Genomic DNA, 26,998 nt, shown 5'->3' with positions numbered 1-26,998 from the left:
CGTGGACGACGCGACCGCTCGTACTCAACTGGAGAGCATGCTGGCCGAACTCGACCGGTCGATCACGGTGCTACGGGGCGACCCCGACGCCCCCGGTGACCGGTCCCTGGCCGACGCCGGTGCCGACCTCACCGACGCCGACCGGGCGCGGGCCATGCTGGACGTGGCGGCCCGCCAGCGCACGGCCGTGCTGGACGCGCTCAAACGGCTCGACTCCGGCGACTACGGCCGGTGCGTCGACTGCGGCAAGCCGGTCCCCGAGGGCCGCCTGGCCGCCCGGCCCGAGGCGTCCCGCTGCGTGCAGTGCCAGTCCGTGCGGGAACGCCGCCGCTGACGCCCCCGGCCCGCGCCTGCCTCGGGTCCGCGCCCTAGTCCGGACGGCGGGCGCTCGCGACCAGGTGGATGCCGACGGTGTCGTCGTCGTCCGGGTGCGCCTCCAGCTCGGTGCGGACCAGCCAGGCGAGGGCCTTGGCGTCGGCGGCGAGCACGTGGTCGACCGTGGACGGCGACAGCACCGTGCGCGGGCGCACCCACTCCACCTCGAGGCCCGCCTCGGCGAGCAGCTCGCGCAGCTGGGTGCTGGTGAAGCAGCGGGTGATGCTGCCGTCCGGCCAGGGCACCAGCATGACCTCGCTGGTCTGGCACAGGTGCGCCCAGTAGTTCTGCTCGGCCATGATCGCCATGCCGAGCACCAGCGAGTCGACCGAGGCCAGCACCCGGCCGCCCGGCTTGAGCACCCGCACCACGTCCTGCACCGTCGACTCGGCCATCAGCTCCAGCGACAGCACCCGCTCCTCGGCCACCACGGCGTCCACGCTGGCGTCCGGCAGGAAGCCGAGATCGTCGGCCCGCACCCGGCGGATCCGGTCGGACACGTCGCCGAGCCGGGGGTCGAGCGGGCGCCGGAAGTCGACCACCTCGAGCACGTGGTGCCCGGCCTTGGCCGCCTGGACGGGCCAGTGCCCGCGCCCCCCGGACAGGTCGAGCAGCAGGCAGGGGCGCTCGGGTAGCCATCGGCGGAGCTGTTCGGCCACGACGGCGTGGTAGAAGGTCCAGTACGGCCCGAGTGCGCCTGAGCCGTTCAGTTCGTTGGCCGGGATGGGCAGCACACGTGGCTCCTGGACGGTCGGGGCTCCGGGGACCAGCCGGTACGTATCTTTTTCCCCGTACCGGGTCGTTCGTCACCTTCTAGTTACCGGGAACAGATGCTATGCCTCGCGTGTTGCACACGGGCGTAAACACGCGAGGAGGTTCCGTCCCATGCTGATGGCCGAGGTCGGCGATCGGGTCGTGGCGCGCCAGCCGGTATTCTCGGCTGTGTACGGTGCGCATAAGGGGGTGGGTCCGGTCTCAAGGACAGCCGAGGAGACTCTGGAGCAGCGCAGCGAGCGGTTCGAGCGCGACGCTATGCCGTATCTCGACCAGCTCTACTCCGCGGCACTCCGGATGACCAGGAATCCAGCCGACGCGGAGGATCTGCTTCAGGACACCTTCGCCAAGGCGTTCGGTTCGTTCCACCAGTTCCAGCAGGGGACGAACCTCAAGGCCTGGCTCTACCGCATCCTCACCAACACCTTCATCAACAGCTACCGCAAGAAGCAGCGCGAGCCCAAGCAGTCCGGCACCGAGGAGATCGAGGACTGGCAGCTCGCCCGTGCCGAGTCCCACACCTCGGCCGGCCTGAAGTCCGCCGAGATCGAGGCTCTCGAGCACCTGCCCGACAGCGACATCAAGGACGCGCTCGCGGCCCTGCCCGAGGAGTTCCGCATCGCGGTCTACCTCGCCGATGTCGAAGGCTTCCCCTACAAGGAGATCGCCGACATCATGGGCACCCCCATCGGGACCGTGATGTCCCGTCTGCACCGCGGACGACGTCAGTTGCGGACCCAGCTTGAGGACTACGCGCTCGAACGCGGGCTCGTGCGATCGGAGGACGCGTCGTGACGGCGCTCGGCGGCACGCACTCGATCGGCGGCGAGAGCAGGATGTACGGCGGCACGGGCGCCCTGGTGAGGTGTTGGGCATGAGTTGTGGTGGGCCGCACGACACCGACTGCCGGGAGGTGCTCGACCGGGTGTACACCTTCCTGGACGGTGAGCTGGACGAGACCAGGCGCTCGGACATCCGTCAGCACCTTGACGAATGCGGGCCCTGCCTGGAGGAATACGGCCTGGAGACGGTCGTCAAACAGCTGGTGGCCAAACACTGCGGCTGCGACACCGTCCCGGAGGACCTGCGGGCCAAGGTGCTCAAGCGCATCGCGGCGGTCCGCTCCGAGCTGGCCGAGGCCGACTAGGCCTGGTGACGCGCCGGCCGCGGCGGCCGGGCCGCCGCGGGGTGCGTGGCCGCCGGTCAGGCGGCCGATCTCCTAGGATGCCGGGATGCGGGTACTAGTCACCGGCGGCGCCGGCTTCATCGGATCCACTCTCGTCGACCGCCTGCTGGCGGACGGCCACGAGGTCGCCGCCGTGGACGACCTGTCCTCCGGCGACCCCGCCAACCTCGCCGGCGCCACCGCCCGCGGCCCGCTGTTCACGCTGCACCGGCTCGACGTGCGCGACCCCGCCCTGCCCGGCCTCGTCGCGGGCCTGCGGCCCGAGGTCGTCTGCCACCTGGCCGCCCAGATCAGCGTGCGGGCCAGCGTCGCCGACCCCGTGCGCGACGCGCGGATCAACGTCGAGGGCACGGTGAACGTCCTGGAGGCCGCGCGGGCCGCCGGCAGCAGGAAGGTCGTCTTCGCCTCGTCGGTGGCGGTGTACGGCAGGCCCGAGCGCATCCCGGTGCCGGACGGCGCGGCGGCCGACCCGCGCTCGCCGTACGCCGCCTCCAAGCTCACCGGCGAGACCTACCTCGGCATGTACCGCGCGCTGCACGGCCTGGAGTACACCGCGCTGGTGCTGTCCAACGTGTACGGCCCCCGCCAGTCGCCGGACGGCGAGGCCGGGGTCGTCTCGATCTTCACCGACGCCCTGCTGCGCGGCACCCCCACCGTCGTGTTCGGCGACGGCTCCCAGACCCGCGACTACGTCTACGTGGACGACGTCGTGGACGGCTTCGCCCGCGCCTGCGGGTCCGCGGGGGACGGCCGCAGGCTCAACCTCGGCACCGGCGTGCGCACCACCGACCGCGAACTGCACTCCCTGGTGGCCGCCGCCGCCGGCACCCCCGACGAGCCGCGCTTCGAGCCGCCGCGCCTCGGCGACCTGCCCGCCATGGCCGTCGACCCCGCCCCGGCGCTGGACGTCCTCGGCTGGCGCCCGCGCACCGATCTGGTCACCGGCCTGAAGGCCACAGTCGAATGGGCCAGATCTTGTTAGCTGGGGGTAGTGGTTTGATTACGCTTTGGATGCGATTCTTCGACTTCCCCTACGGCCCACGCCGGTTTCTGTAGCCTGAATCCGGACTCGATGGGGAGGCGGAACATGGTGAAGGCACTGGCCACACGCATGTTGACGGCCATGGCGGCCGGCGGTGCCGGGCGTGCATGGGGCGTGATCGTTCTCACGGTCGTCCTGGGCGCGGCGGCCGTCGTCACCGGCACGGGCGGAGTGCCCACGGGGATCTCCTGGATCTGAGCGCGGAGCCCGTGACGGTGGACCTGAGCACGTGCCCGTGACGGCCGGAGGTGGCGGCGATGCGTGATCTCCCTTGGCCGGCGAGGGTGTACCTAGTGGGGCTCGTCGGAGCCGCCGTGGTGATGATCGGGCGCGGCCTGGTCACACCCGACCGGTACGGCGGGCACGAGTGGCCGACCTTATTGGTCCTGGCCCTGCTGTTCCTGGTGTGCGAGTCGGTCCCGACCCTGCTCAACGTCGAGCAGGCGGCCATCTCGGTCAGCTTCTCCGCGGCGCTCGCCGCGGTGGTGCTGGTCGGCGACGTCGGCGCGGCCCTGGTCGGCGCCACCGCCGTGCTCAGCGTGCGGCCGGGGTTACCCCTGTACAAACGCCTGTTCAACGGCGCGCAGTTCGCCATCTGCGGGCACTCGGCGGGCCAGGTGTACACCATCCTCGGCGGCCCGCAGCACGTCCCGACCATCGACGGGTTCCCCGACCTGATCGGCCCCTTCATGGGGGCCGCGGCGATCTTCGTCCTGCTGAACGTCCTGCTGTTCGGGGGCATGCTCTACCTCGCCGGGAGCCTGCGCCCCGCCGACCTCCAGCTGCGCGGCCTGGTGCAGCTCCTCGGCTCCTACCTCGGCTACGCCACGTTCGGCCTGCTGATCGTGGGCCTGTGGGCCACCGTGCAGTCCATCTCCGCGGTGCTGGTGCTGCTGCCGCTGTTCATCGCCCGGTGGACCTTCGGGCAGTACCGCGCGCAGCAGAAGTCCTACGACGCCACGATCGCGGCCCTGTGCCAGGCGGTCGAGACCAAAGATTTCTACACCCGCGGCCATTGCACCCGGGTGTCCAGCGCCGCCACGATGATCGCGCAGGAGATCGGCATGGGCTCCGAGCGCACCCGGGCCATCGGCTACGCCGGCATGCTGCACGACGTGGGCAAGCTCGGTGTCCCGACCAAGGTTCTGCAGAAGGAGGGCCGCCTGACCGAGGAAGAGTACGCCGCGATCCAGCTCCATCCGATGCGGGGCCTGGAGATCGTCCGGGGCATCGACTTCCTGGACGAGGCGTTCGCCGGCATCATGCACCACCACGAGCGCCAGGACGGCGGCGGTTACCCCATGGGCCTCGCCGGGGCCGAGATCCCCGAGTTCGCCCGGGTGATCGCGGTGGCCGACGCGTTCGACTCGATGACCTCCGACCGCTCCTACCGCAAGGCCAAGTCGATCGAGGAGGCGCTGACCGAGCTGCGCAAGGCCGCGGGCACGCAGTTCGACCCCGAGATGGTGACCGCGTTCATCCGGGCCGTCGACCGCAAGGGCTGGGACCCGCCGGGCCGCATCGCCCTGCCGCAGGCCGGCGAGGTGGTGGAGACCGTGGCCAAGGACCACGACGACCCGACGGCGCCGATCGAAGTGGTGTCGGAGCGGTGACGACGGCCGAACGGCCGTTCCATGGCATCGACTCGGGACGGCTCCTGCTGATCTGCGCGGCCGGCCTGGTCACCGTGGCCGGGGTCGCGCACACCGCGACGACCGGGCTGCTCGACTACGAGAACGCCGTGGCGTTCGGCGCGCTGGTGGCCGCGGGCGAGCTGGCCCGGCTGACCATGCCGGGCAACCGCGAGGTCGCCCCCATCGGCGCCGCCGCCGCGCTCGGCTACACCCTGCTGCTCGACGTGGGCGGCCGTCCCGCCCAGCACTCGGCGCTCCAGGTGGTCGCGGTCATGGCGGCGGGCATGGCGGTGGGGGCGCTGCCCCACCTGGCGGTCGGCAGGCCGCCGTACCTCGACGCCATCGCGCGGCGCCTGCTGTGCGGGGCCCTGCTCGCCTTCGCCTACCGCCCGCTGGCGGACGACCTGTTCGTCACCACCGGCCCGCGCCACGACTCGTGGTGGGTCGTGCTCGGCGTGATGGCCCTGCTGATCACCGTGATCCTGGCGATCGACGTGGCCATCGCCGCCCTGCTGCGCGCCGAGCAGGTCCGCACCGCGTTCCGGGTGGCGGTGCGCGACGAGATCAACATGGCCGCGCCGCTCGGCGCCGCCGTCGCGGCCTCCGGCATCCTGCTGGCGCTGGCCTCGCACAGCATGAGCCTGGCCGCGCTGGTGGTGTTCGCCGCGCCGCTGCTGGTCACGCAGATCGCCTTCCGCAAGTACGCGGGCATCCGCGCCACCTACCTCCAGACCGTCCGGGCGCTGGCCCGGGTCACCGAGGTCGGCGGGTACGTCGAGCCGGGCCACTCGCTGCGGGTCAGCCGCCTGGCCCTGTCCGTCGGGCGCGAGCTCGGCATGGCCGAGCCCGAGCTGCTGGAGCTAGAGTACGCGGCGCTGATGCACGACATCGGCCAGCTCTCGCTGCGCGACCCGATCCCCGGCGGCGCGACGGTGCTGACCGACGCCGCCCAGGCCCGCAGCATCGCGGAGCTGGGCGCCGAGATCATCCGCAAGACCGGCGTGCTCGGCCGGGTCGCCGAGATCGTGCGCCGCCAGTGCGACCCCGCCACCCCGGGCGACCCGCCGCCGCTGGCCAGCCGCATCATCAAGGCCGCCAACGCCTACGACGACCTCATGGGCGGCTCCGCCGACCGCGACCGCGCCGCCGCCACCCTGGACCGCCTGCGCCTGGACCCCCGCCGCGAGTTCGACCCCGCGGTCGTCGAGGCCATGGCCAAGGTCGTCGACCGCCCCTCCCGCTGATCCGCCGCACCGGGGCCCGCCCGGCCGTTTCGGATCTCCGTAATCCGGCTGTCCAGGGTGTCCAAGTGCGGAGTAACGCGATGACGCGCGGGATGTGCCGCTTGACCTGCGACTTTGGTGGCGCTTGAGTCGCGGCGGCGATACAGGGGATATTCGTGGGCCGGTGGCTGGCATTGTGGACTTCCTACAGTCGCGACACGGGGGTTCGGTGGTTTCCCCGGGGGTTGCGGGTGCTGTCGCGGCCGTAGGGTGGTGAGCCGTCGAAGGGAGCCTGCCGGTGTTCGGAAGCGTTCTGGTGGCCAATCGCGGGGAGATCGCACGACGGGTGATCCGTACGGTGCGGGCGATGGGGCTGCGGGCCGTCGCGGTCCATTCCGAGGCCGACGCCGAGTTGCCGTTCGTCGCCGAGGCCGACGCCGCCTTCGCGCTCGGGCCCGCCGCGCCCGCACAGAGCTATCTCGACATCGCCCGGGTGCTGGAGGCCTGCCGCGCCACCGGCGCCGAGGCCATCCACCCGGGGTACGGTTTCCTGGCGGAGAACGCCGCGTTCGCCCGTGCCGTCACCGAGGCGGGCCTGGTGTGGATCGGCCCGTCCCCCGACGCCATCGAGCGCATGGGCGACAAGATCAACGCACGGAACCTGATGGAGCGGGCCGGGGTACCGGTGGCCGCGGGCACCAGGGAGCCGGTCGCCGGCCAGGAGCAGGCGCTGGCCGCCGCCGCCGAGATCGGCTACCCCGTCATGGTGAAGGCCGCGGCGGGCGGCGGCGGCATCGGCATGGGCGTCGCGCACGACGAGGACGGCCTGCGCAAGGCGTTCCAGGCGGCCACCAGGGCCGCCGAGCGCTTCGGCGGGTCCCCGGCCGTCCTGCTGGAGCGCTATGTCGCCCGCGCCCGGCACGTCGAGGTGCAGATCCTCGGGCTCGCCGACGGCACGGTGGTCGCCCTCGGCGAGCGCGACTGCTCGGTGCAGCGCCGCCACCAGAAGATCGTCGAGGAGTCGCCCTCACCCGGCGTGTCCGCCGCGCTGCGCGCCCGCATGCTGGACGCCGCCGTGCGGGCGGGCGAGGCGGTCGGGTACCGCGGAGCGGGTACCGTGGAATGCCTGGTGGACGTCGAGCAAGGTGATTTCGTCTTCCTGGAGATGAACACCCGCCTCCAGGTGGAGCACCCTGTGACCGAGCTGGTGACCGGCGTCGACCTGGTGGAGCAGCAGCTGCGCGTCGCGGCGGGCGAGCCCGTCACCTTCGCCGCGGGTGCCACCGAGCCCCGGGGGCACGCCATCGAGCTACGGGTGTACGCCGAGGATCCCAAGCGCTTCCTGCCCGGACCCGGGAAGATCGACGTGTGGGAGGAGCCCGCGGGCCCCGGTGTGCGCGTCGACTCCGGCTACGTCGTGGGGAACACCGTCACGGCGTTCTACGACCCCCTGATGGCGAAGCTGTGCGTGCACGGCGCCGACCGCGCGCAGGCCCTCCGCAGGGCCCGCGCGGTTGTGGCCTCCTTCCGCGTGGAGGGGCCGAAGAACAACCTGCCGTTCTGCGCCGAGCTGCTCGACCACCCCGAGTTCGTCACCGGTGACTACGACACCGGGCTGGTGGGCAGGATGCGCGCTTGACCCTGTCGTTCCGGCACGCGCGGGGCGCGCCGGACCCGGTCCGGTACGGTTTCCGGCCGGCAATTCTTGATCACTCGTTTTGGAGGGGAGTAGCCATGGCGGAGGTACGCGCCGAGCTGGTGGCCAACGTCTGGAAGGTCGTGGTCACCGAGGGCGAGACCGTTGAAGAGGGCGACACCTTGGTCATCTTGGAGTCCATGAAGATGGAGATCCCTGTGATCGCCGAGGATCCCGGCGTGGTGACCGCGCTCAAGGTGTCCGAGGGCCAGGTGATCCAGGAGGGCGACCTCATCGCCGTCATCGAGTGACCGCCCGGCCGCCGCGGCCGGGTGCCGCGGGCGCTCAGCCGGCCAGGCCTGCCAGGAAGCGCTCGCGGTCCACGACCACGCGTTCGATGACGGCCGTGGCCACCGTGCGCCTGCGGTCGGAGGCGGTGACCTCGAAGACCAGGCGCCTGCCGTCGACCTCCACCAGCTCGGCCACCACGTTCACGTGGGTGCCGACGGGGCTGGCCGCGCGGTGTTCCAGCGTCACCTTGGTCCCGACCGAGGTCTGGCCCTGCGGCAGGTGGCTCTGGACGGCCTGGACGGTCGCGGCCTCGGCGACGGCCAGCAACCGGGGCGTGCCGAGCACGGGGACGTCCCCGCTACCGAGTCTCATCGCGGTGTCCCCCCGCTCGACCATGATCAGAAGCTCGGCGCGCAGCCCGGCGGCGATCGTCATGCCCGTCACCTTATTGGATCGCCTGATGATCGACCGCTCGTCCGGCTCGCCCCGGCTTCGGCGGTTGTCGGCCCTGGCGGGGAGCCATGCAATACGCTTCTGGCGTGAGCCCCTTCTGCGACCACTGCGGACGCCGTCCCGACGACGGCGATCACTCCGCGTGCCGTACGGCGCGGCTCATGGAGCCACCTCGCTACTGCCCGGCGTGCCGTCGCCGGCTCGTCGTGCAGGTGACCCCCCGGGGCTGGTCGGCCCGCTGTGCCGAACACGGCATGACGGCGAGCTGATCGGCTCATGTGAACCCAGTGACCACAGGGTTTTGTGATAGTGGCGTGACCTGGTCGCGACACTAATCCGCTTTGTTGGAGAACTCTGGGGTGGCATCGGGTTGATTGGATTGGGGTAAGCGGGGGAGACATGGTGGCCCAAGGGACCACGCTGGCGGGACGCTACCGGTTGGACGTCCGTATAGGCGCCGGCGGCATGGGCGAGGTGTGGCGCGGTGAGGACATCGTCCTGGCGCGCACCGTCGCCGTCAAAGTGCTCTTACCTGGCCGGTCGGACGACCCGGGCTTCGCCGCGCGCTTCCAGGGGGAGGCGCGCGCGATGGCGACGATCAACCACCCGGGCGTGGTGGACGTCTACGACTACGGCGTGAGCGACGTGCCGGGGGCCGGGCCCACCGCCTATCTCGTGATGCGTTTCGTGGACGGCGAGCCGCTGGACCGCCTGCTGGCCCGCCTGGGCCGCATCGCGCCGGAGCCCGCCATCGAGCTGATCGCGCAGGCCGCCTCGGCGATCCAGGCGGTGCACGACGGGGGAATCGTGCACCGCGACGTGAAGCCCGGCAACCTCCTGGTCCGTCCGGACGGCACGCTCGTGCTCACCGACTTCGGCATCGCCCGCGCGGAGATCGGCCACCGGCTCACCGACGCCGGCATGGTGCTCGGCACCGCGGCCTACTGCGCCCCGGAGCAGGCCGAGGGGCAGCCCGTCACCCCGGCCGTCGACATCTACGCCCTCGGCGTGGTGGCCTACGAGTGCCTGGCAGGCCGCCGGCCGTTCGACGGCGACACCCCGGTCACCATCGCGCTGAAGCACATCCGCGAGGACCCGCCGCCGCTGCCCCCCGACGTGCCGCCCCCGGTGCGCCACCTGGTGGAGCGGGCGCTGGCCAAGGACCCGGCGCGGCGCTGGCGCAGCGCCGCCGAGATGAGCGCCGCCGCACGCCTCACCCTGCGGGCCGACACCGGCATGAGCGACGCGGTCGCGGCCACCGGCCTGACCGGCATGGTGTCCGCCGGCCCGCAGGTCACCGGGCAGCACCCCCACCTGGCCTCCCCGGAGACCGGGACGCATCTGTCCTGGCGCGAGGGCGAGCCGGGACAGCCCACCACGGCCACGCCGCCGCCGTACATCCTGTCCGCTCCCACCACCCAGGGCACGCCGGTCGCTTCCGGGAAGGAGCCTCCGGGGCCGCCGCCGGGGCCCCCGGGGCCGCGTGGCTCACGCGGGCGCAGGGCCGCGGCGCCGCGGCGCGGCCGGATGGGACTGGTGATCGGCATCATCGCGGTCGGGGCGCTGCTCGGCGGCGCGGGCGCGGTGGTGTTCAACCAGCTGGCCAACACCGGGGCGTCCGCCGCCGGGACCACCCCGACGCCGACCGTCGAGCCCACCGAGACCGAGGTGCCGGTCACGCGTCCCCCGCGCCGGCCCCGGGTCTCGCCGACCCCCCGCGTGCCGACCCGCGCGGCGGAGCCCACCGGCCCGGAGGCGTCGCCCAGCCCGACCGGCAAGTCGCCGTCGCCGTCGCCGACCATCAAGAGCCCCACGCCGTCGCCCACCCCGTCCAAGTCTCCCGCGGCCAAGAAGGTCGTGCCCGCCGTCATCAACCTCACCCAGGTGCAGGCCTCCACGCGGCTGCGCGCCGCCGGGTTCAAGGTCAAGGTCGACATCAGCGGCGAGCCGACCGACGAGGGCTGCACCCGCGTGCTCGACCAGAACCCCGCCCCCGGCACCTCGTGGGCGGTCGACCGCTACGTCACCATCGTGGTCGAGCAGGGCATCCCCTGCCCGGGACAGAGCGAGCCGTCCACCCCCACCGCGACCCCGACCGGCGACTGAGCCGCGCGGGGCCGCCACCGGTTCCCGGCCTCGGCGGGACCGGTGGGGGCGGGCCCGCCGGTCAGACGCCGGTGGTGGTGCGCGGGTAGGCGATCTCCGGGTCGGTGGCGATGTTGACGAGGTAGGGGACGCCGGAGTCGAAGGCGCGGCGCAGCGCCGGGCCGATGTCGGCCGGCGAGGTGACCAGTTCCCCGGCGCCGCCGAGGGCGGTCACCACCTGGTCGTACCTGGTCTGCGGCTGCAGCTCGGCGGCCACGTCGTAGCCGTACAGCATCTGCATGGGGTGCTTCTCCAGGCCCCACATGCCGTTGTTGCCGCACACCATGACGACCGGCAGCTTGTGCCGCACCAGGGTGTCCACGTCCATCAGCGAGAACCCCGCGGCGCCGTCGCCGAGCAGCAGCACGACCTGGGAGTCGGGCCGGGCGATGCGGGCGGCGATGGCGTAGCCGAGGCCGGTGCCGAGGCAGCCGTACGGCCCGGGGTCCAGCCAGCAGCCGGGGCGGCGCGGCTCGATGTACTTGCCCGCGTACGACACGAAGTCGCCGCCGTCGCCGATCACCACGGCGTCCTCGGCGAGCAGGCGGTTCAGCTCCCCGTACACCCGCATCGGGTGGATCGGGTCGGCGTCCGACGCGAGCAGCTCGGCGTCGCCGGCGAGGGCGGCGGCGGCCGTCTCGGCCAGCGTGGCCAGCCACGGCGCGTACCCCTTGGGGGACACCCCGGCCTCCGCGCAGGCCGTGCCGAGGCCCCAGAACAGCAGGGAGAGGTCCCCGGCGGCCGAGGCCGCGGTGCCGATGTGCGTGGCGAGCTGCGAGGGGGCGTCGGCCAGGTGGACGACCTTGGCGAGCGGGGTGCCGTCCCTGCCGCCGAAGAAGCCGTAGCCGAGCCGGAAGTCCAGCGGCGTGCCCGCCACGATGACCAGGTCGGCGTTCGCGAAGGCGGCGCCCCTGGCCCGGGTGACCAGCAGCTCGTGCCCGGCGGGCAGGATGCCGCGGCCCTGGCCGTTGGGGATGACCGGCAGGCGGTAGTTCTCGGCGAAGTCGCGCGCGGCGTCCTCGGCGCGGTCCATCCAGACGTCGGAGCCGAGCACCAGCACCGGCCGCTCGGCCTCGCCGATCAGCCGTGCGATGGCGGCCAGCGAGTCGCCGTCCGGCTCCAGCGGCGACGGGGTCAGCGTCTCGGTCTCGTGGGCGGGGGACGGCGCGAAGATGTCGTCCATGTAGAAGTCGAGGAACACCGGGCCGCGATGCGGGGAGATGGCGGTGCGGAACGCCGACTCGACGTCCTGGCCGATCGAGTCGGCGCCGCTGGACGTGAACGCGAGCTTGGTGATGCTCTCGAACAGCGGCGGGTGGTCCATCTCCTGCAGGGCTCCCGAGCCCCAGCGTGAGCGGGGGGCCCGGCCGCCGAGCACGACGACCGGCGACCCGTTGAAGTGGGCGGTGGTCACCCCGCTGACGCCGTTGGTGATGCCGGGCCCGGCGGTGAGCACGGCGAGGCCCGGACGGCGGGTGAGCCGCGCCGTGGCCTCGGCGGCGAACACCGCGCTCTGTTCGTGACGGACGTCGAGGATGCGCATGCCCTCGTGGACGGCCCCGTCGTACAACGGGAAGACGTGGCCGCCCGAGAGGGTGAACATGACGTCGGCACCATAGGCTTGTGAAACGGCGACCGCGACGTCGCCGGCGTGCTTTGCAGACTCCATGCGCTGAACTTACCTATTTACCGACGGGTCAATCCTGCGGGCGGCTCCCCGGGCGTGGCGGGCCGCCCCGGCCTGGCCTAACGGCTCACCGGACTCATCCGCGCACAGCGGCAACAAGGGTCACAGGGTGGGTGACAGCGCCTTGATGGGCATCTTCAGGTCGGCGAGGAGTTCGAGGTCCTGCTCCGGCGTGCGGCCGAGGGTGGTCAGGTAGTTGCCGACGATGACGGCGTTGATGCCGCCGAGCATGCCCTCCCGGGTGCCGAGGTCGCCGAGGGTGAGCTCGCGCCCGCCCGCGTACCGCAGGATGGTGCGCGGCAGCGCGAGGCGGAACGTCGCGATGGTCTTCAGTGCCTCGGGGCCCTCCACCAGGGGGTAGGACGCGAACGGCGTGCCGGGCCTGGGGTTGAGGAAGTTCAGCGGCACCTCGTCGGGGGCCAGCTCGCCGAGCTGCCCGGCGAACTCGGCCCGCTGCTCGCGGGTCTCGCCCATGCCGATGATGCCGCCGCAGCACAGCTCCATGCCGGCCGCGCGGACCATCTGGCAGGTGCCCAGCCGCTCCTCCCAGGTGTGGGTGGTGACGACCGCGCCGAAGTGGGAGCGCGCGGTCTCCAGGTTGTGGTTGTAGCGGTGCACGCCCATCTCGGCGAGCTCGTCCACCTGCTCCTGGGTGAGCATGCCGAGCGAGCAGGCCACGTTGATGTCGACGGCCTCCCTGATGGCCTTCACGCCCTCGCGCACCTGGTCCATGAGCCGCTGGTCGGGCCCGCGCACGGCCGCGACGATGCAGAACTCGCTGGCCCCGGTCTTGGCGGTCTGGACGGCGGCCTCCACCAGCGAGGGGATGTCCAGCCAGACCGACCGCACCGGGGACTCGAACTTCCCGGACTGCGAGCAGAAGTGGCAGTCCTCCGGGCACCCGCCGGTCTTCAGGGAGATGATGCCCTCCACCTCGACCTCGGGGCCGCACCACTTCATGCGCACCTCGTGGGCGAGCGCCAGAAGGTCGGGCAGACGCTCGTCCGGCAGTTCCAGGCACTGAAGGGCCTGGGCGGCGGTGAGGCCCCGCCCTTCGTCGAGCACCTGAACCCGGGCGATCTCCAGGATGTCCATACTCATCAGTACCGCTGCTCCCTCGTCGGCTCCGTCACAGACTAAGGGCTGCCCGGAAGCCGGAAGGGTCGAACCCGCCTCCGAGGGGTGATCCAAGTCCGCACCGGGCCACCCGGGCGAAATCATCGCGCTCCAGGGCACCCGCCCCCTCGGGCAGGACCCCGGCGAGCGGCCGCGCGGCCAGCATCTCCAGATCCGGCACGTTGTGCCGCTCGGCGAGGCCCGGACGGTCCGGCCACGAGCCGATCACCACGCCCGCCAGGTCCAGCCCGCGGCCCGCGAGGGCCTCCAGGGTGAGCGCGGTGTGGTTGAGCGTGCCGAGGCCCGCCCGGACGACCACCAGGACCGGGGCGCGCAGCAGCCGCGCCAGGTCGGCCAGGGTGGCGCCGTCCTCGTCGAAGCGCACCAGCAGCCCGCCCGCGCCCTCCACCAGCACCAGCCGGTGTGTCTCCGCCAGCTCGCCGATCCGGGCGGCGGCGTCGGTGAGGGACACCGGGGGCAGGCCGGACGCGCGGGCGGCGGCGGCCGGCGACAGGGGATCGGGGAACCGGGCGAACTCGAACGTCGTGGTCACCCCGGCCAGCCGCACCACCTCGTCCAGGTCGCCGGGCTCGCCGGGCGCCGCGCCGGTCTGGGCGGGCTTGACCACCGCGACCGGCGCGCCGCGCTCCCGCGCCAGCGCGGCCAGCGCCGCCGTCACGACCGTCTTGCCGACCCCGGTGTCGGTACCGGTGACCACCAGAACGCTCACCGGCACCACCCTACGGGCCGCTCCCGGCCGCGTACGCGCCTGCCGCGCACGCCGCCGGGCAGCGTCAGGACCGCGCCTCGCCGGCCTCCTCCTGCGGCGGGCGCCGCAGGCGGGTGACGAACTTGTAGCGGTCGCCGCGGTACAGGGACTGGGCCCACTCCACGGGGTTGCCGTCGGCGTCGAAGGCGTGCCGGGTGAGCATCAGCATCGGCAGGCCGACGTCCACACCGAGGATCTGCGCGTCGTACGGCGTGGCCAGCACGGTCTCTATGATCTCTTCGGCGTCGGTGAGGCTCACGTTGTAGGCGTTGTGCAGGGTCTCGTACAGCGACGCGTGCACCTCCAGCTCGCGCCGCAGGCGGGAGAAGCGCCGGGCCGACAGGTGGGTGGTGTCGATCGACATCGGCTCGCCGTTGGCCAGCCGCAGCCGGTGGATGCGCAGCACGCGCCCGCCCGGGTTGATGCCGAGCCGCCGGGCGAGGGTCTCGTCGGCGGAGATGTAGCTGATGTCCAGGATCTTGGTGTCGGGCTCCAGGCCGACGGTCCGCAAATCCCCGGTGTAGGAGGTGAGCTGGAGCACCTGCGCGACCTTGGGCTGGGCCACGAACGTGCCTTTGCCCTGGATGCGCAGCAGGCGCCCCTCGACGACCAGCTCGGTGAGCGCCTGCCGGACGGTGGTCCTGGAGGTCTCGAAGCGCACGGCGAGGGCGCGCTCGGGCGGCAGGGCCGCTCCGGCGGGCAGGGACTTGGTGAGCTCGAGCAGGTTCCGTTTGACGTCGTAGTACTTGGGGATCCGGGGAGAGTCTTCCGTCACACGTTCACCTTCATCTCGGCCACGGCGGTGAGCGCGCGTCCGATCACCGCTAGATCATCCGAACTCAGGTTGGCCCTTGCGGTCAACCTCAGGCAAGACCGGCCGGACGGGACGGACGGCGGGCGGAAGCATCCGGCGCGCACGCCCAGTTCGGCCATCACGGCCGCCGCGCGCAGCGCGACGTCCGGCGGGCCGAGCACCACCGGCACGACGGCCGCCGCCGGGTCCGTGGCGGGGAATCCACGGGACTCGGCCATGCGGGCCAGCGCCGACGCGTTGTCACGGGCCTTCCTTGGCAGGTCGGGATGGCCGCCAACGATATCAATGGCCGCGAGCGCCGCCGCGGCGGCCGCCGGGGCGAGCGCGGTGTCGAAGATGAAGGGGCGGCCGGTGTCGATGAGCGTCTCCACGACCTCGGGCGCGCCGAGCACCGCGCCGCCCTGCGAGCCGAGCGACTTGGACAGCGTGACGGTGCGCACCACGTCCGGGGCGTCCGCCAGGCCGGCCTCGTGCACCGCCCCCCGCCCGCCGTCGCCCACCACGCCGAGGGAGTGGGCCTCGTCGACCACCAGCAGCGCCCCGTGCGCGCGGGCCGCGGCGTGCATCGCGGCGATTGGCGCGAGGTCGCCGTCCACGGAGAAGACGGCGTCGGTCACCACCAGGGCGTGCTCCTCGGCACGGTCGGCCAGCACCTTGGCCACGGCCTCGGCGTCCTTGCGGGGGGTCACCACCACCCGGCCCCGGGACAGGCGGCAGGCGTCGATGATGGACGCGTGGTTGCCGGCGTCGCTGACCACCAGGCCGCCGGCGCCGAGCGTCGCCACCGCGGCGAGGTTGGCCATGTACCCCGAGGAGAACACCAGCGCGCGCGGGGCGCCCGCGAAGGCGGCGAGACGCTCCTCCAGCTCCGCGTGCACCCCCGTGGTGCCGGTGACCAGCCGGGAGCCGGTCGACCCCGTGCCCCAGCGCTCCGTGGCCCGGACGGCGGCGGCGATCAGGCGCTCGTCCCTGGACAGCCCGAGGTAGTCGTTGGACGCCAGGTCGATCAGGCCGTCGTGGTCGGGGGTGCGGGGACGCGCCGCGCGGCGCAGCCCGGCCGCGCGGCGTGCCTCGGCGGCCTCGCGCAGACGGGTCAGGGGATCGTTGTGCTCCATTGCACGAATCTTCCCAGAGGCCGCCCGCTCGATTCGCTTTCCGCCGTCCCAGCACGCATGATGCACAGGTGCCGACTCTCAGCGACCTCGTCGGGCGCCACACCACTCTTGACCCGGCCGACCTGGAATGGATGCAGTCCCTGGTGTCGGACTGGCAGCTGCTGGCGGATCTGTCGTTCGCCGACCTGATCCTGTGGATCCCGCTCAGGGACGAGACGGCGTGGGTCGCGGTGGCCCAGATGCGGCCCACGACCGGGCCCACGGTGTACCACGACGACGTGGTCGGCACCATCGTGGCGGCCTGGGAGCGCCCGCTGATCGACACCGCGTGGCAGGAGCGGCGCATCTGCCGCGAGGGCGACCCCGACTGGTCCAGCGGCGTGCCCGTCCGCGAGGAGACCATTCCGGTGCGGCGCGACGACCACTTCGTGGCGATCATCCAGCGCTCCACCAACCTCTCCTCGGCGCGCACCCCCTCACGGCTGGAGCTGACCTACCTGCAGAGCGCCTCCGACCTCGCGCAGATGGTGTCCGAGGGCCGCTTCCCGTTCCCCGACGAGGGGCCGATCCTGGTCCGCTCGCCCCGGGTGGGCGACGGGCTGCTGCGGCTGGACCGGGCCGGCCGGGTGACGTACGCCTCGCCGAACGCGCTGTCGGCCTACCGCCGCCTCGGGCTGCACGCCGACCTTGTGGGCACCGACCTCGGGCGCACCACCGCGGCGCTGTGCTACTCCGACGAGCCCATCAACGAGGACCTCATCCTGGTGGCCAGCGGCCGCACGCCGCGCGAGACCGAGGTCGAGGCGGGGGCCAACGTCGTGCAGCTGCGCGCCATCCCGCTCATCGTCGGCGGCGGGCGCATCGGCGCGCTCATCCTCATCAGGGACGTCACCGAGCTGCGCCGCCGCGAGCGCGAGCTGCTGACCAAGGACGCCACCATCCGGGAGATTCATCACCGGGTGAAGAACAACCTGCAGACCGTGGCGGCGCTGCTGCGGCTGCAGGCGCGGCGGCTGCGGGTGCCCGAGGCCAGGGAGGCGCTGGAGGAGGCCGTGCGGCGGGTGGGGTCGATCGCGATCGTGCACGAGACGCTGTCCCACACCCCTGAGGAGATCGTCGACTTCGACGACATCGCCGACCGCGTGATCGCGATGACCGGGGACGTGTCGGCGGCCAACGTGATGCCGCGCCGGGTGGGCAGTTTCGGCATGCTGCCCGCGATGGTGGCCACGCCCACGGCGATGGTGCTCACCGAGCTTCTGCAGAACGCCGTGCAGCACGGGTTCTCCTACGGCAGCGGGACGCTCACCGTGGTGGTCTCGCGCACCGAGGAACGGCTGGACGTCATCGTGGCCGACGACGGCCAGGGGTTGCCGGAGGGCTTCGACCTGGACTCCTCGACCAGCCTCGGCCTGCAGATCGTGCGCACGCTGGTGGTCGGCGAGTTGTCCGGCCGGCTCGCCGTGCGGCCGCGCCAGGGCGGGGGGACGGAGGTGTCGCTCACGATCCCTGTGCTGCCGGCCTAGCGCGGGTTGTGGTGCTCGTCGTACTCGCGGACCTCGGGGTTCCGCGGTGCTCGTCGGGTCCTTCGGCTCAGACGGCCAGGCGGGCGCGGGTACGCGCGGTGCGGCGCTTGAGCGCGCGGCGCTCGTCCTCGCTGAGGCCGCCCCACACGCCGGCGTCCTGTCCGGACTCGATGGCCCACTTCAGGCACGACTCGACGACCGGGCACGAGCGGCAGACCTGCTTGGCCTCTTCGATCTGCATGAGCGCGGGGCCGGTGTTGCCGATCGGGAAGAACAACTCGGGGTCCACGTCACGGCAGGCAGCGCGGTGGCGCCAGTCCATGCGTTCACTCCTTCGTAGGTGGAGCCTGCGGCTCCGTGCGGTGACGGATGTTTGTGAACACTTTCACTAGCAAAGGCGAAATTTTTCCTGGACCTTGGGATGGGGTCCAGGAACATCGCTGTGATCGCCGCAGACCTTTGGGGACAGATTGCCTCCCCAAACGTCCTACGTTCCGACGTCACGTTGAGCTTTTCAGGCATGCCCAGGTCACGCAAGAGGTTTGGGGGAAGGTTTTGCCGGAGATAGATGTCGGATGCGTCACACTATGACGGGAAGTGAGCGGTTAGACCAAAACTTGTAACGCGGCTGGGACGGAAACAAAGGTGACCCGTTCCCGCTCCCCGAGGTAGTCGCCGTCGAGCTGAAACGCCGTGGGGCGGCGCGCGACGAGCGTGAACTCCTCCTCGTCGTGGAGCTGCACCAGATGACGGCCTCTGGCCAGCCCGGCGCGCTCGCCGATGATCTGGCGCACGATGTGGGCCATCGCCACCGGGCCGAGGCGGCGCAGGCCGAGCATGTCCAGGCCGGTGTCGAAACCGGCCCACGGCGTGGGGTTGATCGGCCGGCCGCCGGCGTAGGTCCAGGGTGCGGCGTTGGAGATGATCGCCATGTGGATGCCGTCCACCGTCTGCCGTTTCGGACGTTCCAGGCGCAGCGCCGGGTGGCGGCGGTCGGTCATCAGGTAGTGCCGCAACGCGGTGCCGATGTACGCGGTGGGGGAGGCCTTGAACCCGGCGGCCCGCAGTCCTTCGACCGCCCGGACCACCTCCGCGTCGTAGCCCATCCCCGCGGAGAAGGTGAAGTACCGGCTGGTGGTGGCGCGGCCCGTGGTCCCGCCGATGGTGGCGTCGTCCCAGATCGCCCGGCCGAGGCCGATGGTGCGGCGCCGGTCCTCCCGCAGCGCGTCCAGCACCACGCCGGTCGCCTGCACCGGGTCGTTCGGCAGCCCGAGGGCCCGCGCCATGACGTTCGCCGAGCCGCCCGGGATCACGATCAGCGCCGGGGGCTCGCCCGTGCCGTTCAGCATGCCGTTCACCGCCTCGTTGACGGTGCCGTCCCCGCCGAGCACGGCGACCGTGTCGAAGCCCTTCTCCCGGGCGGTACCCGCGAGCAACGTGGCGTGCCCGCGGTACGCGGTCTCCTCCACCGACAGGTCGACGGCCGCGCCGAGGGCGCGGATCAGCACCTGGCGGGTGCGCCGGTGCGTCGACGTCGCCTTGGGGTTGGTCAGGAGAAGTGCCCGCATGCCGACCAGCGTAGCCACCGGTCATCCGCCCGGTGTACCGGTCGAGTAGGGTCCCGATATGTTCAACCGACCGGCGACCTTGATCGTCGCCGCGGCCGTGCTGGCGGTCGAGGGGCTCACCGCGATGGCGCTCGGCGGATACGCCGGAGTGCAGACCGTCGTCGGCGCGCCGTCCGCCGTGGGCGACTCCATCGTGATCTCCGCGCTCGGCGTCGTGGTCGGCGCCGCGCTGGTGTGGGTGGCCTGGGGCGTGCTGTCCGCCGCCCGGTGGAGCCGCGCCCCGGGCGTGGTCACACAGATCTTCTCGGTGCCGGTGGGGATCTCGCTGGTGCAGTCGGCGCAGTACGTGCCCGGCGTGCTGCTGCTCGCCCTGGCGCTGGCCGGCGTGGGCGCGCTGCTGGCGCCCCCGACGACCCGGGCGATGATCAAAGAATGAGGTGACCCACCCGGCGCCTCGGCGGGTGGGTCAGTCCTCGGCGGTGAGGCCCTCGCGCAGCTGCGCCAGCGTGCGGGCGAGCAGGCGCGAGACGTGCATCTGCGAGATGCCGAGCTCGGTGGCGATCTGCGACTGGGTCATGTTGCCGAAGAACCGCAGCAGCAGGATGCGCTTCTCGCGCGGCGGAAGCCGCTCCAGCAGCGGCTTCAGCGACTCGCGGTACTCCACGCCCTCCAGCGACTCGTCCACGATGCCGAGGGAGTCGGACACGGCGGGGGCGTCGTCGTCCCCGGAGTCCGGGGCGTCGAGGGAGACGGTGGAGTAGGCGTTGGCGGACTCCAGGCCCTCCAGCACCTCTTCCTCGGTCATCGCCAGATGGGTGGCGAGCTCCGCCACGGTGGGCGCCCGGCCCTGGCGCTGCGACAGCTCGCTGATCGCCTTGGTGAGGGAGAGCTTGAGCTCTTGAAGGCGGCGCGGCACGCGGACCGCCCAGCCCTTGTCGCGGAAGTGACGCTTGATCTCCCCCACGATGGTGGGGGTGGCGTAGGTGGAGAACTCGACCCCGCGGGCCAGGTCGAAGCGGTCGATCGACTTGATCAGGCCGATGGTGGCCACCTGGGTGAGGTCGTCGAGCCACTCGCCGCGGTTGCGAAACCGGCGTGCGAGGTATTCGACCAGAGGCAGGTGGAGCTCGACCAGCTCGTCGCGGATGCGCTGCCGCCGCGGGTCGTCCGCGGGCAGCTCGGCCAGCTCACTGAACAGCCCACGAGCCCGCACCCTGTCGGGGACGGTGCTGTCACTGCCGGCCACGGCTCGGGTCCTCTCCGTCACAGCGGCCTCGCAGCGCCTCGGCGCTTGTGCAGCACGATGGCCATGCGATCGGGGGTGTCGGTCTCGGCGTCCACACTGTCGGCCAGCGCGGTGAGAACCATCCAGGCGAAGTCGTCCCGCTTGGGCTCCGCCTGGCCGACCGTGCTCACCTCGACCCGGACGATCATCTCCTGGCCGGTCAGCTCGAACTCGGCGATCAGATCGGTGCCGGGCACGGCATGGCCGAGCAACATGGCACACGCTTCGTCGACCGCGATCCGCAGGTCCTCGATCTCGTCCAGCGTGAAGTCGAGCCGTGCCGCGAGGCCCGCGGTGGCCGTTCGGAGCACCGACAGATAGGCGCTCGCGGCCGGCAGCCGCACGCTCACCGCGTCACGGATCCCCGCCAGGCCGCCGGAGATGCCATCTGCACGCGTCGCTGTCTCGTCGGTCACGTTCCTCCTCGCGCAGAGCTGCTGACTAGCAACTTACCGCCCCCGGCCCGCTGATGCGGGACTGGGACGCGCCGATAGTGCTGATCTTGCGTGATTGCGGGCGGGTTTCCGTGACGTCCCGCTGACCCTGGCTTGACGTCTATGCCCCGGGGCAAACCGCCGGCCCCGCGCGAGCCCTCGGCCGCGCGAGGCCGGTTACCGGTCCGGCCCTCAGGCGGCCTTGGTCTCCCAGAAGATCTTCGAGATCTCGTCGATCTTTCCGAGGAGGTCCTCCGCCTTGGCGAGGTCGACCGTGCCCTTGGCGCCGGCCGCGCCCGCGAGCTTGGTGGCGTCCCAGAAGAGCTGGTGGAGCTGCGGGTACTGCTCCACGTGCGGGGGCTTGAAGTAGTCGGTCCACAACACCCAGAGGTGGTGCTTGACGAGTTCGGCCCGCTCCTCCTTGATGTTCAGGGCCCGTGCGCGGAACACGGGGTCGTCGTTGTCGGCGTACTTCTGCATGATCGCCTTCACGGACTCCGCCTCTATGCGGGCCTGCGCCGGGTCATAGACGCCGCAAGGGAGATCGCAGTGCGCGGAGGCGACGTGGCCTGTCCGCAGCAGTCGTGCGAGCATCGGTTTCCTTCCTTGACGATGACTGGACACTGATGTCCTGTAGTCCCCAACTTACTCGGGTCGAATCGCCACGGAGGAGGGGGATGTCGTTCATGAACGTACGCGTCGCCGGAGACTCCATGCTGCCCGTCCTGCGCCCCGGCGACCGCCTGCTCGTCCGCCGCCGGGCCTTGATCCGCCCCGGCGATCTGGTCGTCGCACGCCTGCCGGGAAACCCGTCCCAGCTGATCGTCAAACGCGCCGTCCTGCGCGCCGAGGACGGCTGGTGGCTGGAGAGCGAGAACCAGCGCGCCCCCGGCCGCAAGGACAGCTGGGACTTCGGCGCCGTCCCGGACGCCGGCATCGTCGGCCGCGTGACCCTCCGCTACGCCCCCCTGCGCCGCCTGTCCCGCTTCCGCTGACGTCACGCCCCGGTGGAGGGCACCTTCGCGGCGTCGCGGCGGCGGGCGCGGTAGGCGGCGACGTTGGCGCGGCTGGCGCACCGCTCCGAGCAGTAGCGGCGGGAGCGGTTGGAGGAGGTGTCCAGGTAGGCGCGGCGGCACGGATCGGACTGGCAGATGCCCAGGCGGTCCACGCCCAGGCCGGTGACCAGGGCGGTCAGGCCCATCACGGCGGCGGCGGCGTACTCGCCGCTCAGGCGGCCGCCCTCGGTCAGGTGGAGGTGCCAGTGGTGGCCGTCGTGGCGGGTGATCTGCGGGTGCACGGGGTGTCTGGTCAGCAGGGCGTTGAGCCGCTCCACGGCGCCGTGTTCGTCCTGGCGGGCCGCGGCGGCGAAGACCGTGGCCAGCTCGCGGCGTAGTTCGCGCAGGATGGCCAGGTCGGCGCGGGTGAGCCGGGCGGCGTCCTTCTCGCGGCCCGCCTCGGTGAGCAGCCGCTTGGCGTCCTCGAGCGAGTCCAGGGCGCTGCCGCTGTTGACCAGCAGTACCGCGAGTTCGGCGTACGAGATCAGGTCCAACGTAGGTCCAGGTAAGGGATGAGTCCGGACTACGAGTATTACACGACCGGCCGCCGGGGCGGTGATCGGGCGCGGCCCGGGGGTTTGCAGGGTCTAGGCGACATATGGGGGTATTGCGAGGAAATGCGGGGGTACGGGCAGATGCAAGGGGATGCCGGGGTGCCGGGGCAGGCGCTGTGGGGCACGATCCGGGCCGGGGACCCCGGCGCAGTGGTGATCGCACCACACGACTACGGCGGGCGTCTGGCGTATGTGGCACAATCGAGCGACGGGTGACCCCCGTACCCCCTCATCAGACGACCGTCAACGACGACGGCCGCCGGGCGGCTACCGAAGCCTGGGCCTCGCTCACTGCGGCGTCTACCGAAGGAATCCGTCCTTACGACACAGGGGTCGCTGTGGCAGTCACGCCGTTCTCCGCATTGGAATCACTCGACCTGGATCCCGCGTTCGCCATGCACCGCGGGGGCAAGCTGGAGGTCCGCTCCACCGTCCCCGTGCGCGACGCCGACGACCTGTCGCTGGCCTACACCCCGGGCGTCGCCCGCGTCTGCACCGCCATCGCCGAGCAGCCCGACCTCGTCAACGAGTACACCTGGGTCTCCGGCGTCGTCGCCGTGGTCAGCGACGGCACGGCCGTGCTCGGCCTCGGCGACATCGGCCCGGCGGCGGCCATGCCGGTCATGGAGGGCAAGGCGCTGCTGTTCAAGGAGTTCGGCGGCGTCGACGCGGTGCCGGTCTGCCTCGACTGCACCGACGTGGACGCGCTGGTCGAGACCGTGGTGCGGCTCGCCCCGTCGTTCGGCGGCATCAACCTCGAGGACATCAGCGCCCCCCGCTGCTTCGAGGTCGAGGACCGCCTGCGTGCCCTGCTCGACATCCCCGTCTTCCACGACGACCAGCACGGCACCGCCATCGTGGTGCTCGCCGCGCTCCAGAACGCCGCCCGGCTCACCGGCCGCACCCTCGGCGACCTGCGGGCCGTGGTCGCGGGCGCGGGCGCGTCCGGGGTCGCGGTCACCAACATGCTGCTCAACGCCGGCATCGGCGACATCGCGGTGTCCGACTCCAAGGGCATGATCTACCAGGGCCGCGACGGGCTGAACCCCGTCAAGCAGGGGCTCGCCGCCCGCACCAACCGCGCCGGCCACACCGGGTCCACCGAGGAGGCGCTGGCCGGGGCCGACGTGTTCATCGGCCTGTCCGGCTCCACGCTCGCCGAGCGGGCCGTGGCGTCCATGGCGGGCGACGCGATCGTCTTCGCGCTGTCCAACCCGACGCCCGAGATCCACCCCGACCTCGCCCGGCGGCACGCCAGGGTCGTGGCCACCGGCCGGTCCGACTTCCCCAACCAGATCAACAACGTGCTGGCCTTCCCCGGCGTGTTCCGCGGCGCGCTGGACGTGCGCGCCTCGGCCATCACCGAGAACATGAAGGTCGCCGCGGCCCGCGCGCTGGCCGGCGTGGTGGGCGGCGACCTGGCGCACGACTACGTCATCCCCAGCCCGTTCGACGCCCGCGTCGCGCCTGCGGTGATCGCCGCGGTCGCCGCCCAGGCCCGCCAGGACGGCGTGGCCCGCAAGTAGCGTCCCGCCTTCCTCCAGCTCACCGAAGCCCTGCCCGCCGCGCCCGCGGCGGGCAGGGCTTCTCGGTGACCATCCTTGGTCTGATCGTGAGGTTTCACTCCTCAGCGTCAAGTCTCGGGAATTCCCCCACCATGTCACTCAACGTGCTATAACAAAAACTCTCCGTTACCCACCGGACAAGAGCGAGCACGACGGGCGTACGCCGTCACGCAGGGGAGGGCTTGCCGGGCGGGACGGAACCTCGTTGACCGACCGTGAGCCCTGGGGAAGCGATGCGACGCGAGCCCAACCACCTGCTTCGCCACCTCATCGCCGAGGCCGGCATCTCCCACAAGGGGCTGGCCCGCAGGCTCAACGATCTCGGAGGCGCCCACGGCCTGGCCGGGCTGACGTACGACCACAGCTCGGTGCTGCGCTGGATGGCCGGGCAGCGACCGCGCGACCCCGTGCCGGAGCTGCTCGCCGAGATCTTCGCGCTGCGGCTGGGACGGCCGGTCACCCCCGAGGATCTCGGGATGGCGGGGGGAGCCACGCCCCTCGATCTCGGGCAGCGCTTCAGCGACGCGTGGCAGGAGGGTGTCCAGATCGTGACAGCATTATGGAGGGCGGACATGGAGCGGCGCAGATTCCTGCTCGACTCCGCCTTCACGGTCGGCGCGGGCTCGGCGGGAGCCCTGCGCTGGCTCACATCTCCCCCCGGTGGATTCCCAGAGGCGGAGGGCCCGCGCAGGGTCGGGGCCCCCGACATCGCCGCCATCCGCGAGGTGACCCGCTCGTTCGGCGAGCTCGACAACCGCTTCGGCGGCGGCAGGGTCCGCGCCGCGGTGGTCAGATATCTCGACTCCGCGGTCGCGCCGCTGCTCAAGGACGGCGTCTACGGCGAGGCCACCGGCCGGGCCCTGGCCTCCGCCGCGGCCGAGGCCACCCGGCTCGCCGGCTGGATGGCCTACGACCTGGAGCAGCACGGCCTGGCGCAGCGCCATCTGATCCAGGCGCTGAGCCTCGCCAGGGGAGCGGGCGACGAAGGCCTCGGCGGCGAGGTGCTGGCGGGCCTGGCACACCAGGCCATCTACATCGGCCAGCCCCGGCACGCGCTCGACCTCGCCAGGGCGGCGCAGCTGTCCGCCAGGAGCGCAGCCGTGCCGTCCCTGCTGGCCGAGGCGTACGTGATGGAGGCCCACGCGCACGCCGCCCTGTCGGACGGCTCGGCGTGCGCCCTGGCGCTCCACCAGGCCGACCTGGCCTTCGACCGGCGCCGCCCGGAGGAGGAGCCCGAGTGGATCCGCTACTTCGACGAGGCCTACCTCGCGGCCAAGTACGCCCACTGCTTCCGTGACCTCGGGGACGGGACGCAGGCCGTGCGATACGCGCGCAGATCGCTCGACATGGACGGCCGGTTCGTCCGGGGGCGCATGTTCAACCTGTCGCTGCTCGCCTCGGCGCACGCCCTGTGCGGCGAGCTGGACGAGGCGTGCCTGGCGGGTGCGTCCGCGCTGGACCTCGCGACGGGCCTGCAGTCGGCGCGCACCAGGTCCTACGTCGCCGACCTGCGCAGGCGTCTCACGCCGCTCAGCGCGGAGCCCGTGGTGGCCGCGCTGGTGGAGCGGGCCGGGCAGCTGGCGCCGGCCGCCTGAGGGGCCGGGAAAACAGGACGGGGCCCGGCGTACGCCGGGCCCCGCACCGCGTGGAGCTTACTTACCGATCTTGCCGGACCACAGGTTCGAGGCCAGCTTGTAGACCGCGTAGGTCTCGCTGTCGAAGTACGGCGAGGTGGCGAAGTCGTAGCGCTCGTTGCCGTCGGCGTCGCCCACCAGGCTGGTCACACCGTTGATGTAACCGAGGCGCTTGGTGCTGCTGTACCCGGCGATCCAGGGGCCGCCCGAGGCGCCCGCGGTGAAGGAGCACTTGATGGCGATCTGCGCTTCGGCCTTGAACGCGCTGACCGCGCCGGCGGCCGAGGTCTTGCCGTAGCAGTACTTCGGCGTGTGCCCGGTGTAGGGGCGGTCGCCATCCGGGTGCGGGCCGGCGGGGTAGCCGAAGGCGTAGACCGGCTTGCCGATGGGCTGGTTCCAGGCGAAGCCCTGGCCGCCCACGTTGTCGCCGAGACGGCCGACGTCCTTCCAGGTGCGCGCCTCGACGCCGTTGTAGACGTTGACGAAGGCGTAGTCGCTGTCGAAGTCCTCGTACACGGCGAGGTCGAAGTGCGTGTAGGCGGACTTGCCCACGTAGATGCCCCAGGGAGCCTTGCCCTGGTAGTAGCCCGGGATGAAGACCCAGCGGTCCAGCGTGTCGCGGTTGGCGTCGGTGTCGTAGACGCAGTGCCCGGCGGTGGCCACCAGGTTGCGGTACTTGCCCTGGACCGACGAGCCGGAGCACCAGTAGGTCTTGCCGTCGAGGCGGAAGAAGATCTTGCCGATGGTGCGCGGCAGGTTGACGTTCTTCACCTTGGTCGGGGTGACCTTCTCCTGGCCGATCGGCGGGACCGTGCCGGTCTTGCCGTCGGGGGCCGCGTCGCCGCCACCGAGCTTGATCTTCGCCTTGGTGGCGGTGTCCTCGGTGTACTTGGTCGCGGACTTCAGCGACTTACCGCCGTTGGCCGTCCAGAACTTCACGGTGTCGAGCGCGGCGGCCTTGGTGGAGGCCAGGGCGTCGTTCGCCGGCGCGGCCGCGGAGGCGGCGCCCGCGGAGGTGAGGGAGACGGCGATCATGCCGGTGGCGATGACCGTGCCACCGAGAGGGAGCATGAAGCGCTTGACTCGGGTGTTCAATGAGACTCCTTGTTTAGCCACA

The 26,998-nt window shown here is 72.0% G+C and carries 30 protein-coding genes; 16 read left to right on the top strand and 14 right to left on the bottom strand.

All coding sequences use genetic code 11. From position 1 onward, the window contains the following. Nucleotide 1 precedes the first annotated feature (1 nt). On the top strand, nucleotides 2-334 hold the full coding sequence (locus tag ACFP1K_RS10700) for a TraR/DksA family transcriptional regulator (protein ID WP_380749939.1): 333 nt from the start codon (nucleotides 2-4) through the stop codon (nucleotides 332-334). A gap of 34 nt (nucleotides 335-368) precedes the next feature. Here the strand turns inward: ACFP1K_RS10700 and ACFP1K_RS10695 are convergent, their stop codons facing one another. Next, nucleotides 369-1,109 (bottom strand): class I SAM-dependent methyltransferase, encoded by a 741-nt coding sequence (locus ACFP1K_RS10695; protein ID WP_380749936.1) that lies wholly within the window; start codon nucleotides 1,107-1,109, stop codon nucleotides 369-371. Nucleotides 1,110-1,338: 229 nt separating this feature from the next. Here ACFP1K_RS10695 and ACFP1K_RS10690 point away from each other — a divergent pair, with 229 nt between their 5' ends. The 8 genes from ACFP1K_RS10690 (at nucleotide 1,339) to ACFP1K_RS10655 (ending at nucleotide 8,181) form a co-directional block, all read left to right on the top strand. Further along, complete coding sequence (locus tag ACFP1K_RS10690; RefSeq protein ID WP_380749933.1) at nucleotides 1,339-1,944, top strand: sigma-70 family RNA polymerase sigma factor; 606 nt, start codon at nucleotides 1,339-1,341, stop codon at nucleotides 1,942-1,944. A 79-nt stretch (nucleotides 1,945-2,023) separates the two neighbouring features. Then, nucleotides 2,024-2,296 (top strand): mycothiol system anti-sigma-R factor, encoded by a 273-nt coding sequence (gene rsrA, locus ACFP1K_RS10685; RefSeq protein ID WP_380749930.1) that lies wholly within the window; start codon nucleotides 2,024-2,026, stop codon nucleotides 2,294-2,296. 85 nt (nucleotides 2,297-2,381) lie between these two features. After that, nucleotides 2,382-3,317: an NAD-dependent epimerase/dehydratase family protein gene (locus ACFP1K_RS10680; RefSeq protein WP_380749927.1), complete on the top strand. Its 936-nt coding sequence runs from the start codon at nucleotides 2,382-2,384 to the stop codon at nucleotides 3,315-3,317. A gap of 105 nt (nucleotides 3,318-3,422) precedes the next feature. After that, a complete protein-coding gene (locus tag ACFP1K_RS10675; RefSeq protein ID WP_380749924.1) occupies nucleotides 3,423-3,575 on the top strand; it encodes a hypothetical protein in 153 nt (50 codons plus the stop codon). 59 nt (nucleotides 3,576-3,634) lie between these two features. Beyond that, complete coding sequence (locus ACFP1K_RS10670) at nucleotides 3,635-4,990, top strand: HD-GYP domain-containing protein (protein ID WP_380749921.1); 1,356 nt, start codon at nucleotides 3,635-3,637, stop codon at nucleotides 4,988-4,990. Continuing rightward, nucleotides 4,987-6,255 carry an HD-GYP domain-containing protein gene (locus ACFP1K_RS10665; protein WP_380749918.1) on the top strand — a complete coding sequence of 423 codons (1,269 nt, stop codon included), beginning with the start codon at nucleotides 4,987-4,989 and terminating at the stop codon, nucleotides 6,253-6,255. Before ACFP1K_RS10670 ends, ACFP1K_RS10665 begins: the two co-directional genes overlap by 4 nt. A gap of 277 nt (nucleotides 6,256-6,532) precedes the next feature. Beyond that, nucleotides 6,533-7,873 (top strand): acetyl-CoA carboxylase biotin carboxylase subunit, encoded by a 1,341-nt coding sequence (locus ACFP1K_RS10660; protein WP_380749914.1) that lies wholly within the window; start codon nucleotides 6,533-6,535, stop codon nucleotides 7,871-7,873. Nucleotides 7,874-7,968: 95 nt separating this feature from the next. After that, a complete protein-coding gene (locus ACFP1K_RS10655; protein WP_380749911.1) occupies nucleotides 7,969-8,181 on the top strand; it encodes a biotin/lipoyl-binding carrier protein in 213 nt (70 codons plus the stop codon). 34 nt (nucleotides 8,182-8,215) lie between these two features. On the opposite strand, the gene ACFP1K_RS10650 is transcribed toward ACFP1K_RS10655, so the two are convergent. Then, nucleotides 8,216-8,596, bottom strand: a complete 381-nt coding sequence (locus ACFP1K_RS10650) for a thioesterase family protein (RefSeq protein ID WP_380749908.1) — start codon at nucleotides 8,594-8,596, stop codon at nucleotides 8,216-8,218. A 104-nt stretch (nucleotides 8,597-8,700) separates the two neighbouring features. On the opposite strand from ACFP1K_RS10650, the gene bsaP reads away from it, so the two are divergent. Both bsaP and ACFP1K_RS10640 read left to right on the top strand, forming a co-directional pair. Beyond that, complete coding sequence (gene bsaP, locus ACFP1K_RS10645; RefSeq protein ID WP_380749905.1) at nucleotides 8,701-8,883, top strand: biotin synthase auxiliary protein BsaP; 183 nt, start codon at nucleotides 8,701-8,703, stop codon at nucleotides 8,881-8,883. Between the two features lie 130 nt (nucleotides 8,884-9,013). Then, entirely contained in the window at nucleotides 9,014-10,720 is a 1,707-nt protein-coding gene (locus tag ACFP1K_RS10640) for a serine/threonine-protein kinase (RefSeq protein ID WP_380749902.1), read from the top strand. Between the two features lie 61 nt (nucleotides 10,721-10,781). Here the strand turns inward: ACFP1K_RS10640 and ACFP1K_RS10635 are convergent, their stop codons facing one another. The 5 genes from ACFP1K_RS10635 to ACFP1K_RS10615 all read right to left on the bottom strand — a co-directional run bounded on the left by ACFP1K_RS10635 (nucleotide 10,782) and on the right by ACFP1K_RS10615 (nucleotide 16,260). After that, nucleotides 10,782-12,428 (bottom strand): acetolactate synthase, encoded by a 1,647-nt coding sequence (locus ACFP1K_RS10635; protein WP_380749899.1) that lies wholly within the window; start codon nucleotides 12,426-12,428, stop codon nucleotides 10,782-10,784. A gap of 120 nt (nucleotides 12,429-12,548) precedes the next feature. Continuing rightward, nucleotides 12,549-13,547, bottom strand: coding sequence for a biotin synthase BioB (bioB, locus tag ACFP1K_RS10630; protein WP_380749896.1), 999 nt, complete (start codon nucleotides 13,545-13,547; stop codon nucleotides 12,549-12,551). A 28-nt stretch (nucleotides 13,548-13,575) separates the two neighbouring features. Beyond that, nucleotides 13,576-14,292, bottom strand: coding sequence for a dethiobiotin synthase (gene bioD, locus ACFP1K_RS10625; RefSeq protein ID WP_380749893.1), 717 nt, complete (start codon nucleotides 14,290-14,292; stop codon nucleotides 13,576-13,578). 64 nt (nucleotides 14,293-14,356) lie between these two features. Further along, nucleotides 14,357-15,106, bottom strand: a complete 750-nt coding sequence (locus ACFP1K_RS10620) for a GntR family transcriptional regulator (protein ID WP_380749890.1) — start codon at nucleotides 15,104-15,106, stop codon at nucleotides 14,357-14,359. Continuing rightward, a complete protein-coding gene (locus tag ACFP1K_RS10615; protein ID WP_380749886.1) occupies nucleotides 15,103-16,260 on the bottom strand; it encodes an 8-amino-7-oxononanoate synthase in 1,158 nt (385 codons plus the stop codon). The genes ACFP1K_RS10620 and ACFP1K_RS10615 overlap by 4 nt, the downstream gene beginning before the upstream one ends. Nucleotides 16,261-16,328: 68 nt before the next feature. On the opposite strand from ACFP1K_RS10615, the gene ACFP1K_RS10610 reads away from it, so the two are divergent. After that, nucleotides 16,329-17,786 carry a histidine kinase N-terminal domain-containing protein gene (locus tag ACFP1K_RS10610; RefSeq protein ID WP_380749881.1) on the top strand — a complete coding sequence of 486 codons (1,458 nt, stop codon included), beginning with the start codon at nucleotides 16,329-16,331 and terminating at the stop codon, nucleotides 17,784-17,786. Between the two features lie 67 nt (nucleotides 17,787-17,853). Here the strand turns inward: ACFP1K_RS10610 and ACFP1K_RS10605 are convergent, their stop codons facing one another. Both ACFP1K_RS10605 and ACFP1K_RS10600 read right to left on the bottom strand, forming a co-directional pair. Continuing rightward, nucleotides 17,854-18,108 (bottom strand): WhiB family transcriptional regulator, encoded by a 255-nt coding sequence (locus tag ACFP1K_RS10605; RefSeq protein WP_380749878.1) that lies wholly within the window; start codon nucleotides 18,106-18,108, stop codon nucleotides 17,854-17,856. Between the two features lie 283 nt (nucleotides 18,109-18,391). Next, a complete protein-coding gene (locus tag ACFP1K_RS10600; protein WP_380749875.1) occupies nucleotides 18,392-19,354 on the bottom strand; it encodes a diacylglycerol/lipid kinase family protein in 963 nt (320 codons plus the stop codon). 58 nt (nucleotides 19,355-19,412) lie between these two features. On the opposite strand from ACFP1K_RS10600, the gene ACFP1K_RS10595 reads away from it, so the two are divergent. Beyond that, on the top strand, nucleotides 19,413-19,790 hold the full coding sequence (locus tag ACFP1K_RS10595; protein WP_380749872.1) for a hypothetical protein: 378 nt from the start codon (nucleotides 19,413-19,415) through the stop codon (nucleotides 19,788-19,790). 30 nt (nucleotides 19,791-19,820) lie between these two features. Here ACFP1K_RS10595 and ACFP1K_RS10590 read toward each other — a convergent pair whose 3' ends face one another. The 3 genes from ACFP1K_RS10590 to sodN all read right to left on the bottom strand — a co-directional run bounded on the left by ACFP1K_RS10590 (nucleotide 19,821) and on the right by sodN (nucleotide 21,667). Continuing rightward, entirely contained in the window at nucleotides 19,821-20,621 is an 801-nt protein-coding gene (locus tag ACFP1K_RS10590) for an RNA polymerase sigma factor SigF (protein ID WP_380749869.1), read from the bottom strand. Further along, complete coding sequence (locus ACFP1K_RS10585) at nucleotides 20,618-21,055, bottom strand: anti-sigma factor (protein ID WP_380749866.1); 438 nt, start codon at nucleotides 21,053-21,055, stop codon at nucleotides 20,618-20,620. The genes ACFP1K_RS10590 and ACFP1K_RS10585 overlap by 4 nt, the downstream gene beginning before the upstream one ends. Nucleotides 21,056-21,265: 210 nt before the next feature. Beyond that, complete coding sequence (gene sodN, locus ACFP1K_RS10580; RefSeq protein WP_380749863.1) at nucleotides 21,266-21,667, bottom strand: superoxide dismutase, Ni; 402 nt, start codon at nucleotides 21,665-21,667, stop codon at nucleotides 21,266-21,268. Between the two features lie 92 nt (nucleotides 21,668-21,759). On the opposite strand from sodN, the gene ACFP1K_RS10575 reads away from it, so the two are divergent. After that, on the top strand, nucleotides 21,760-22,068 hold the full coding sequence (locus ACFP1K_RS10575; protein ID WP_380749860.1) for a S24 family peptidase: 309 nt from the start codon (nucleotides 21,760-21,762) through the stop codon (nucleotides 22,066-22,068). Between the two features lie 2 nt (nucleotides 22,069-22,070). Here the strand turns inward: ACFP1K_RS10575 and ACFP1K_RS10570 are convergent, their stop codons facing one another. After that, nucleotides 22,071-22,622 (bottom strand): CGNR zinc finger domain-containing protein, encoded by a 552-nt coding sequence (locus tag ACFP1K_RS10570; protein ID WP_380749857.1) that lies wholly within the window; start codon nucleotides 22,620-22,622, stop codon nucleotides 22,071-22,073. Between the two features lie 455 nt (nucleotides 22,623-23,077). Here ACFP1K_RS10570 and ACFP1K_RS10565 point away from each other — a divergent pair, with 455 nt between their 5' ends. Beyond that, nucleotides 23,078-24,208: an NAD(P)-dependent malic enzyme gene (locus ACFP1K_RS10565; protein ID WP_380749990.1), complete on the top strand. Its 1,131-nt coding sequence runs from the start codon at nucleotides 23,078-23,080 to the stop codon at nucleotides 24,206-24,208. Nucleotides 24,209-24,480: 272 nt separating this feature from the next. Beyond that, complete coding sequence (locus ACFP1K_RS10560) at nucleotides 24,481-25,842, top strand: hypothetical protein (protein WP_380749854.1); 1,362 nt, start codon at nucleotides 24,481-24,483, stop codon at nucleotides 25,840-25,842. Between the two features lie 57 nt (nucleotides 25,843-25,899). Here ACFP1K_RS10560 and ACFP1K_RS10555 read toward each other — a convergent pair whose 3' ends face one another. Further along, on the bottom strand, nucleotides 25,900-26,976 hold the full coding sequence (locus ACFP1K_RS10555; protein WP_380749851.1) for a trypsin-like serine peptidase: 1,077 nt from the start codon (nucleotides 26,974-26,976) through the stop codon (nucleotides 25,900-25,902). Nucleotides 26,977-26,998 lie beyond the last annotated feature (22 nt).

Origin of the sequence: Sphaerisporangium aureirubrum, from assembly GCF_042658925.1 — a bacterium.
In the GTDB taxonomy this organism is placed as follows: Bacteria; Actinomycetota; Actinomycetes; order Streptosporangiales; family Streptosporangiaceae; genus Sphaerisporangium; species Sphaerisporangium aureirubrum.
Note: the sequence above shows the minus strand (reverse complement) of the source record. Positions and strands in the feature narration are given on the sequence as shown.

Bases quoted from the DNA above. Each gene is read 5' to 3' on its own strand.
- ACFP1K_RS10650 (WP_380749908.1), bottom strand. From the start codon at position 8,596: ATGACGATCGCCGCCGGGCTGCGCGCCGAGCTTCTGATCATGGTCGAG.
- rsrA (WP_380749930.1), top strand. From the start codon at position 2,024: ATGAGTTGTGGTGGGCCGCACGACACCGACTGCCGGGAGGTGCTCGAC.
- ACFP1K_RS10575 (WP_380749860.1), top strand. From the start codon at position 21,760: ATGAACGTACGCGTCGCCGGAGACTCCATGCTGCCCGTCCTGCGCCCC.
- sodN (WP_380749863.1), bottom strand. From the start codon at position 21,667: ATGCTCGCACGACTGCTGCGGACAGGCCACGTCGCCTCCGCGCACTGC.
- ACFP1K_RS10615 (WP_380749886.1), bottom strand. From the start codon at position 16,260: ATGGAGCACAACGATCCCCTGACCCGTCTGCGCGAGGCCGCCGAGGCA.
- ACFP1K_RS10605 (WP_380749878.1), bottom strand. From the start codon at position 18,108: ATGGACTGGCGCCACCGCGCTGCCTGCCGTGACGTGGACCCCGAGTTG.
- ACFP1K_RS10560 (WP_380749854.1), top strand. From the start codon at position 24,481: ATGCGACGCGAGCCCAACCACCTGCTTCGCCACCTCATCGCCGAGGCC.
- ACFP1K_RS10600 (WP_380749875.1), bottom strand. From the start codon at position 19,354: ATGCGGGCACTTCTCCTGACCAACCCCAAGGCGACGTCGACGCACCGG.
- ACFP1K_RS10670 (WP_380749921.1), top strand. From the start codon at position 3,635: ATGCGTGATCTCCCTTGGCCGGCGAGGGTGTACCTAGTGGGGCTCGTC.
- ACFP1K_RS10675 (WP_380749924.1), top strand. From the start codon at position 3,423: ATGGTGAAGGCACTGGCCACACGCATGTTGACGGCCATGGCGGCCGGC.
- ACFP1K_RS10565 (WP_380749990.1), top strand. From the start codon at position 23,078: ATGCACCGCGGGGGCAAGCTGGAGGTCCGCTCCACCGTCCCCGTGCGC.
- ACFP1K_RS10655 (WP_380749911.1), top strand. From the start codon at position 7,969: ATGGCGGAGGTACGCGCCGAGCTGGTGGCCAACGTCTGGAAGGTCGTG.
- ACFP1K_RS10595 (WP_380749872.1), top strand. From the start codon at position 19,413: ATGTTCAACCGACCGGCGACCTTGATCGTCGCCGCGGCCGTGCTGGCG.
- ACFP1K_RS10635 (WP_380749899.1), bottom strand. From the start codon at position 12,428: ATGGAGTCTGCAAAGCACGCCGGCGACGTCGCGGTCGCCGTTTCACAA.
- ACFP1K_RS10640 (WP_380749902.1), top strand. From the start codon at position 9,014: ATGGTGGCCCAAGGGACCACGCTGGCGGGACGCTACCGGTTGGACGTC.
- ACFP1K_RS10680 (WP_380749927.1), top strand. From the start codon at position 2,382: ATGCGGGTACTAGTCACCGGCGGCGCCGGCTTCATCGGATCCACTCTC.
- bioB (WP_380749896.1), bottom strand. From the start codon at position 13,547: ATGAGTATGGACATCCTGGAGATCGCCCGGGTTCAGGTGCTCGACGAA.